Raw genomic sequence first — 7520 nt, 5'->3', positions numbered from 1 at the left:
ACGTCTATGCTCGTAACTGCGCCCCGACAGTTCGTCTTCACCACACAAAAATGCCCTTCTCACGCAACGGTTAATCACGTGATAAAAAAGGCGTACTTTCAGCATCTATCAACTGGCGACGAGCTGTGGTCATAACCAACCTCGACTTAGCTTTGATGGGTATTTCAAAGCCTAGTCAAGGCTTGGTGAAACATCAAAAGATATGGCTGTCCTGTTTTTTGTCGTGCGACTTAAAGCGTCCTTCCCAGAATACGCCCTTGCAGCCATCTTCTCGATTGGCCTTGCGGGCGATATCTTCGTTTAAACAGCGCATAAACCAACTGATACTGCCAAGGCGTTTCTGCCAATCGCTAATCAGCGTATCCAACAGTATTCGCTCACCTTCTGAGAGACTATCGCCCTTGAGGAACTTTGCCGCCACAGGATTGCCGCTAAAGAGCAATGTCCAACGCTCGATGACTTCAAATGGTGACAACGATTGTTGCGCAGCAAGGTCGATTTTGAGCACCAAATGGTAGTGATTACTCATAACCGCATAAGCGCAAACGTCGATGCAGAATATTGACGACAACTGCCTGATTTTATCCACTATCCAGCCACGTCTATGCTCGTAACTGCGCCCCGACAGTTCGTCTTCACCACACAAAAATGCCCTTCGGACGCAGCGGTTAATCACGTGGTAAAAAGGCGTACTTTCAGCATCTATCAACTGGCGACGGGCTGTGGTCATAACCAACCTCGACTTAGCTTTGATGGGTATATCAAAGCCTAGTCAAGGCTTGGCGAAACATCAAAAAGATATGGCTGTCCTGTTTTCTTCAAGTGCAGATCGTCCTGGATCGGATGATGGCAATACGCGCAGGCTTAATAGAAAAATTGACCTTTTAACCTACAATGAATCTTGTGCTAACTCTTCGTCCCACTTGAAGTCAATATTAAAATCACCACTAGGTTTAAGTGAAAACAACGCCCTATTCCAAAGATTACTATTATCTTCAGTAGTTATTTCGTGTAACGCTTTAAAATCCTTGTACATTTGGTATTCAACGTCAAAATCCACTTCTTCTTCGGAGTCTGATCTCACATAAATACAATCAAATTCAGCAGTGTCATCAACGTATTCCACTTCGATTTTTACTAAATCCCAACTTTCCTGAATGGAATCTACAACAGCCTGAGCAATGCTCAAATAAATCTCATCTAAAGTCCTGTCCATTAGATATCACCCACCATGCCTATTCTCGAAAAATGTTTGTTTCTGCTTACCGTCAATCCAATATTTTACATCAAAGGCTGTTGGCCGCTTACTAGCACCTTCATATATTGGCTTAATGTCCACACTTACTTCTTTTCCAGATTTCAACGCATCAGCCCATTTGTTTTCCATTCTCTTCCACCTACCTCTATTCAAATTTGAGTTCATCGGAGAATAATTGATCTGCTCTCCCGGACCATCGAATATTGATGCCACCAAATGACCACCATCGTCCGTCTGCAAACCATCTTTGATGCCGTTAGCTTCAGCAGATTTTGTTTGTTGATGAGTATTTCGATCGCGCGTCTCTAGCTTTAGTTTTCCATGAACACGATTGACATTTCCGGCGCTGTCCGTTTGATAGGTATAGTTTCCGACTTTATAATCGGTATTTGGATCTAGCTGCTTATTGAGCGTTTTGTTCCAGCCTCCTTTTTGCCCAGGCTCTAACTCTATTACTTTCCTGTTTGGAACATCTCCACCCGCATTTTCCTGACTTTTCAAAGGAGTGTCAACATCACCCTTTGGCGTCTTGCTATTCAGTGGAGTCTGGTGTTTTCCGATATAAGTTTGAATTGCATGGTCGTTCCTAATCGCCTTTTGCGCCTTGGCGATATCTTCCAATACGCTGCTGGCCGGGCTGATAATCCGGCTGGCCCGTCTCTTGGTCACAACAAGAAACATCAGGATCATCCCAAAGATACTGCCAACCAGCGCCGCAAGCAGGACAAGAGACATCTCCAACATGCCATCCAAACTGACCCGGCTATGCATATAACCGACTATTTCGGCCAGCTTATCTTTGGGAAGGGCGTCGAGATAACGCAGTGGCAGTGATTGCAATAAGGCCCGGACATGCTCGTCTTTTAACAGCAAGATCAGCATTTCCATCGCCTCACCTGTGGCCTTCAAGCCATTTTCACTGCGGGCACGCCATTGGGCCAGTTTGGTCTCCAGAGCATCGACATCGCCTGTCATTATCGCCTCGAGCAACAAAGAAAGACTGATATCTGCTTCCTCAAGGAATGCCATCAAGCCATTGAAATCCAGCAAATCGTCCATAACACTGGCCGTACCCTGACGCAGCCCCTGCTTGTAAGCCAGGCCGGTCTGCAAGACTTGCTGCCAGATTTGCTGCTGGTTGAACTGCTCTCGCTGAGCCGTTAGCTCCGCCAGCTGTGCATCCACTTTTTGCCTGAAACTGTCACTGATTTGCTGAACATCCACCTGTGCGGCCAACTGTTCGCTTTTCTTGGCCATTTCCGCTGCCGCGGTGTCCAGCGACGCCGCCAACTGACGGTAGAGGCCGGGTAGCCTTTGCTCTGCACTTTGGCGCTCAGCCTCATCGCCGAAGATCACTGTGGCTTCCCCGTTGGGGCAATCTTCCATGCAGGCCCAGCCCTTGGCATTCAATACCCCGCTCTTTTGCGAACCATCACTGAATTCGACTCTATAGGGCACCTTACCTGCCGCCGTCTCCTCTTTGTCGTCGTAAACCAGTTCCAACTCCAACCTGCGTCTGGCTTGAGCGAACTTGGGACTGATTTTAGCCGTTGGCGCAGTGGTGGGCGCAATCTGAGTCAGGCTGGGATCCGGGCTGTAAACTGGTTCGATGGCCGGGGCCAGGCTGCCGGTGGATGTTTTAAAGTAAGCACTGCTTCCAGCCGAAGCCAAACGCGTTTGGATCTGATTAACGGCGTGAGGGGAAATACCGTCTTGAATGTTGGCGACCCAGTCGCCGGATTGATAACGAAATAGTGGCAAGATTGGTGCATCACTGAGAAGCACCCAGTTGCCATCGGTCAGTTCCCGCTTGAGCTGCTCAAGCGAGCGCCCGGACGGTGCCAAAGATACCAACTGTTCATTGCTCAAGCTTTGCCAGTTGGCCTCAATCTGCCCGGCATCACTGAGATGCAACTCAGCCATACTGACTACGCGGATCACGCCCATCTATGACTCTCCCTGTCTGCCCCAAGGTAATGAGGCTCCCTTGGTAAAACTCCTTGTTTCCTGTGGCGCTTTTTTGAGCGCGCTTGGATGGTACTGCAAGTACTGAAGAAATGCAGCTCAGTCACCTTGAAAACATTAGTTTTTCCCGATATTTTTCGGTTTGCTTGCCACAAAACAGTCCTTTTGAGGGCAACACCCCCTTCTAAACGACTATAAGCCTTTTAGGCCTGGTGTAAGCTCACAGCAAAGTGTTGCTGCTATAGCCTGAGACCGGGGTTCTGGGCTATCATCTGGCTCCATAAATTCAGCGTATTCCAAAGCAGTATTCATGATCACCATTTCCGATGCCCAGTTGATCCGTGGCACCAAGACCTTGCTTGACGAGGCCTCATTGACTATTTATCCCGGCCACAAGGTGGGATTAGTCGGCGCCAACGGTACGGGTAAGTCCTCGTTGTTGGCCCTGATTCTAGGGCAACTACACCTGGACAAAGGCGAGATCAGCGTGCCATCCCAGTGGCGCATCGCAACTGTTGCTCAGGAAACCCCGGCGCTGGACGTCTCGGCACTGGAATATGTGCTCGATGGCGATCGTGAGTTTCGCGAGCTCGAAACCCAACTGGCCAAGGCTGAAGCAGAGGATAATGGCCACAGGATAGCCGAACTGCACGGCAAGCTTGATGCCATCGGCGGCTACAGCATACGCGCCCGTGCCGGTACTCTGCTGGCAGGGCTTGGCTTTAGCGAGGCCCAGCAGAGCCATCCGGTGAAGAGCTTCTCCGGTGGCTGGCGGATGCGTCTCAATCTGGCGCAGGCACTGCTGTGTCGCTCAGAATTATTGCTGCTCGATGAGCCCACCAACCACCTAGATCTGGATACCATGTACTGGCTGGAAGGTTGGATTAAATCCTATCAAGGCACGCTGGTGCTGATCAGCCACGACCGTGACTTTATCGACGCCATAGTGGACGAAATCGTCCATGTTGAACACCAGAAACTTAACTTCTACAAGGGTAACTACAGCGCCTTTGAACACACTCGTGCCGAACGTATGGCCCAGCAACAGGTGGCCTATGAACGCCAGCAGCGAGAGCGGGCGCACATGCAGTCTTTTGTGGACCGCTTCCGTTACAAGGCCAGTAAGGCCAAACAGGCCCAAAGCCGCCTGAAGGCCCTGGAAAGGATGACTGAGTTGATGCCTTCCAAGGCCGACAGCCCTTTCTATATGGAATTTCGCGAGCCGGATGCGCTGCCCAACCCCTTGGTGAAGATGGAAGATGTGTCGGTCGGCTACGGCGACAAGGCTATTCTCAACAAGGTGCATCTCAATCTGGTACCCGGTGCCCGCATCGGTTTGTTGGGGCGCAACGGTGCCGGTAAGTCTACCCTGATTAAGTTGCTGTCTGAGCAGCTCTCGCCCATGCGCGGCCTGTACGAGCCTAATCCCGGGCTCAATATCGGCTACTTTGCCCAACATCAGATAGAGTTTCTGCAGCTGGATGATACCCCGCTGCAGCATCTGCAGCGCTTGGCACCCAATGCCCGCGAACAGGAGTTGAGAGACTTCCTCGGTGGTTTTGGGTTCCAGGGAGATATGGCACTTGCCCAAGTGCGTCCCTTCTCCGGTGGTGAAAAGGCCCGTCTGGTATTGGCGCTGCTGGTGTGGCAACGCCCCAATCTATTGCTGCTCGATGAACCCACCAACCACCTGGATTTGGAGATGCGCCACGCCTTGACCGTTGCGCTGCAGGGCTTTGAAGGCGCCATGGTGATAGTGTCCCACGACCGTCACCTGCTGAGACTCACCTGCAACGACTATTACCTGGTCGACGGCGGCGAAGTGCGGATGTTCGATGGCGATCTGGACGACTATCACCAGTGGTTGCTGGATGCCGCCAAGGCCGCAACGGCGAGTGTGTCCCAGGTTGACGAAGCCTCACCAGCCCAGGACAAGAAGCTGCAAAAGCGCCTGGAAGCTGAATTGAGACAAAAACTATCACCACTGAAGAAACGCCAGGCCAAACTGGAAGCCGAGCAGAGCCAGGCTACCGACAGATTGGCGGAGCTGGAAAATCTGCTGGCGAACACTGCTCTCTACGAGGCCGAGCAAAAGCCCAGACTGACGGAGATCCTCGCCGAGCGCACCCAACTTTCGCAGGCGCTGGAAGAAAGCGAAATGAACTGGTTGGAACTTCAGGAAGAGATAGACGCCATCGAAGCCGAATCGGGTCTTTAAACTGGATTCGGCCAAGCCGTTAAGTTAACCCAAAGGAGAACTCTGTGCCCCATACGAGTCTATTTACCCCCAATCTTTGGCAGGAGTGCGAAGCGCTATACCCCTCGCTGGAAAAGTTGCTGATAGAGCTACAGGACAAACATGGCCTGATAGTGAACCTGATCTTACTTGCACTGACACTGGACGATAAACGTGTCGCTCTCGACTGCGAGTCTTGGTCTCAATTGCATACCGATATAGCACAGTGGGAAAGCGGCATTCTGCACCCCTACCGCCGACTTAGACGGCTAGCCAAACCCAATCTGGAGCAAACAGAATACCAACAGATGCTGGATGTCGAACTCAAAATGGAACGTCGAGGTCAGCATTTAATACTGCATAAACTCAACGGTCTGCCTCGCAGCATCGCTGAAGACAAGCGACACAATCTCAGCACTTATCTGGCGCTATTCAACCTCAGCCCTCAGCAACACCCTGCACTGCTGGCTCCCGCTTGAGTCTCCGAGCCAATCGGCTGGCGTTCCGCGCCGTCAAACCATAGATGCTCAATTGAGGATTGGCCCCCAAACTGCTGGGAAATACAGAACCATCCATCACAGATAGATTGCTGTAGTAATGTGCCTGACCTTCACTGTTTACCCAGGATAATTGCCTGTCTTCGCCCATGGCGCAGCCGCCCATTACATGTGCCGAAGCCACTATGGTCTTCAGTGGCGCCAGCGGCATATTGGCTATAACCTGTTTGGCCTCTTGCCAAGAGGACAAAATTCCGGCGCCCTCATTGATAGGCATAACCTGCTCAGCACCGGCGGCAAACTGCAGCTCGGCCATGCTGGCAAAAGCCCTTCTGGCGGCGGCAAACAGGGCCGGCGTCAGAGGGTAATCCAGCGCAGTGCCTTTATCTGTCAACAGTACTTGGCCACCGGGCAATTCTGGCGAAAAGCCATCCCGGATCAGGGCTATGGTGACCTGCAGATGATTGAACCAGGACATCAGCTCGGCATGCTGTGGCCCATAGCCCAGGGTTTTGGAGGCAATAAGCACAGGATGCACCGGCGGTACCTCCAGCTTATATCCTGGTTGACCAGTAGCACCATCTTGCCAAACAAACTGATCCGAATATATCGACTGCGGTGCCCCGGAGTGGGCATTGATTGCCTCCCGAAAGCGGGCGCCACTGAGCACGGTTGGGTGTAAACAGGTCTGCTTGCCGAGGCGCTGATAGGGATCTGTCATTTGTGAACGCAGCAGTAATGCCGGAGTGTGGATTGCCCCGGCCGCCGCCACATAATGACGGGCACGGATCATCAACTTGACTCCAGTGGGCTTGTTATAGCCATCGAGCGCCTCGGCTCTGAGAGCAAAAACCCGCTCGCCATGATGCTCGAAGCGCTCGGCGCGAACATGGCTGTATAACTCAGCCCCAGCGTTCAGGGCAGCCGGTATGGTGGTGACCAGCATGGATTGCTTGGCATTCACCGGGCAGCCCATGCCGCAGTACCCCGTGTTCCAGCAGCCCAGCACATTGCGTTTGATAACTGTGTAGTCCCAGCCTAGCTCGACACAGCCATCCCTGAGAGCCTGGTTGTTGCGGTTGGGATCTATCGGCCAACGACTGATATTGAGCCTTTGCTCCATCTTGTCGAACCAGGGATCCAACTCGCTGCGGGACAAACCTTTAACCCCAAGGCTTTGCCAATAGTCCAGAGTGGCTTTTGGGGTGCGAATCGAAGTGGTCCAGTTGACTGTAGTGGAGCCGCCGACCGACTTGCCCTGGAAAATACCTATTCCCTTATCCAGGGTCTTCATCGCCGCCGCTTGCTGGTAGAGTTCTGGATAGGCGCGGCGCTCCTCCATGACAAAGTCAGAGGATGACTTGAGCGGCCCGGCCTCCAACAGCAAAACTCTGAGCCCCGCCTGAGTCAATATTTCAGCCGCCGTACCGCCGCCGGCACCTGTACCTATGATGACGACATCCGTCTCCAGTTCAAGATCCTCGGTCAAAGAGGCTCCATCTGTATGTTTCCAACCTGCGGCCAACCCGGCCAAAATGGGATCAACTATCGGCAAATGTGTCTC

The 7520-nt window shown here is 52.2% G+C and carries 5 protein-coding genes and 2 pseudogenes; 2 read left to right on the top strand and 5 right to left on the bottom strand.

The features are described 5' to 3' along the window. The 4 genes and pseudogenes from CBE72_RS08580 to CBE72_RS20315 all read right to left on the bottom strand — a co-directional run. Window positions 1-133 (bottom strand): annotated as a pseudogene (locus CBE72_RS08580) (alpha-amylase family glycosyl hydrolase); the annotation flags it as partial. A 93-nt stretch (window positions 134-226) separates the two neighbouring features. Then, window positions 227-730 (bottom strand): annotated as a pseudogene (locus CBE72_RS08575) (transposase); the annotation flags it as partial. 159 nt (window positions 731-889) lie between these two features. After that, on the bottom strand, window positions 890-1216 hold the full coding sequence (locus CBE72_RS08570) for an immunity protein YezG family protein (protein WP_100143170.1): 327 nt from the start codon (window positions 1214-1216) through the stop codon (window positions 890-892). A gap of 6 nt (window positions 1217-1222) precedes the next feature. Beyond that, the gene (locus CBE72_RS20315) at window positions 1223-3127 is read right to left on the bottom strand and encodes a DNA/RNA non-specific endonuclease (protein WP_206191792.1); all 1905 of its coding nucleotides are present in this window, start codon (window positions 3125-3127) and stop codon (window positions 1223-1225) included. A gap of 406 nt (window positions 3128-3533) precedes the next feature. On the opposite strand from CBE72_RS20315, the gene CBE72_RS08560 reads away from it, so the two are divergent. Next, entirely contained in the window at window positions 3534-5441 is a 1908-nt protein-coding gene (locus CBE72_RS08560) for an ABC transporter ATP-binding protein (protein WP_100143169.1), read from the top strand. A gap of 44 nt (window positions 5442-5485) precedes the next feature. Beyond that, complete coding sequence (locus tag CBE72_RS08555) at window positions 5486-5938, top strand: TIGR02444 family protein (protein ID WP_100143168.1); 453 nt, start codon at window positions 5486-5488, stop codon at window positions 5936-5938. Here the strand turns inward: CBE72_RS08555 and CBE72_RS08550 are convergent. Then, the gene (locus tag CBE72_RS08550) at window positions 5898-7511 is read right to left on the bottom strand and encodes a GMC family oxidoreductase (RefSeq protein WP_100143167.1); all 1614 of its coding nucleotides are present in this window, start codon (window positions 7509-7511) and stop codon (window positions 5898-5900) included. The two genes, CBE72_RS08555 and CBE72_RS08550, sit on opposite strands and share 41 nt — an antisense overlap. Between the last annotated feature and the right edge of the window lie 9 nt (window positions 7512-7520).

The organism is Shewanella carassii (assembly GCF_002777975.1).
GTDB lineage: Bacteria > Pseudomonadota > Gammaproteobacteria > Enterobacterales > Shewanellaceae > Shewanella > Shewanella carassii.
This window is presented reverse-complemented; position numbering and strand designations above follow the sequence as displayed.

What these genes read in the sequence shown, in the direction of transcription:
- CBE72_RS08570 (WP_100143170.1), bottom strand. Translation starts at nt 1,216, where the DNA reads ATGGACAGGACTTTAGATGAGATTTATTTGAGCATTGCTCAGGCTGTT.
- CBE72_RS08560 (WP_100143169.1), top strand. Translation starts at nt 3,534, where the DNA reads ATGATCACCATTTCCGATGCCCAGTTGATCCGTGGCACCAAGACCTTG.